This window comes from Staphylococcus sp. HMSC65H10 (assembly GCF_001839185.1).
GTDB lineage: Bacteria > Bacillota > Bacilli > Staphylococcales > Staphylococcaceae > Staphylococcus > Staphylococcus simulans.
The window spans coordinates 39174-39839 of the sequence record NZ_KV840425.1 but is presented as its reverse complement, the minus strand read 5'-3'; the positions used below and the strand labels follow the sequence as shown (position 1 = coordinate 39839).

1 pseudogene is annotated in these 666 nt (G+C 42.2%); it reads right to left on the bottom strand.

The window, feature by feature from the left end:
* A pseudogene (locus HMPREF3270_RS14105) lies at positions 1 to 666 on the bottom strand (hypothetical protein); the annotation flags it as partial.

The following is a 666-nucleotide window of genomic DNA, read 5'->3' as shown; positions in this document are numbered from 1 at the left end:
TGATACTTGTGATTGAAATTGAATCACCTTTTTCACCTTTCTCACCAGTAGCCCCGGTAGCACCTGTTTCACCAGTCGCACCTTGTGCACCCGTATCACCTTTGTCTCCTTTAGAAATAACAGCTTGTGAACCATCACTAAAGTGTACAACAGTATTTCCAGCTGCATCTTTATCAGTTTTTGTGACTGTTAATGGCGCTGCATCTTTACCAGCTGCACCTGCATCACCTTTATCTCCTTTAGGGATAGTAACGTTGCTGCCATCACTAAAGTGTACAACAGTATTGCCGTCTTTATCTGGAGCAGAACTTTCTACAGTTACAGATTGACCATCTTTACCTTTTGGTATTGTGATAACATGTCCATCACTGAATGTAACTTTTGTATCTCCAGTTGGTGTTGTTTCAGTGTTTGTGATAGTAACTGAAGTACCATCTGCACCTTTTTCACCAGTGGCACCAGTTTCACCTTTGTCCCCTTTAGAAACAGTCGCTGTTTGACCATCACTGAAGTGGATGACTGTATTACCATCAGCATCTTTAGTTGTGCTAGTTACTGTAAGTGGTTTAGCGTCTGCGCCGGCTGCACCTGTGTCACCTTTCGCACCTTTTGGAATTGTTAATTCTTTACCATCTGAGAAGACTACTTTTGTATCACCATTGGCTT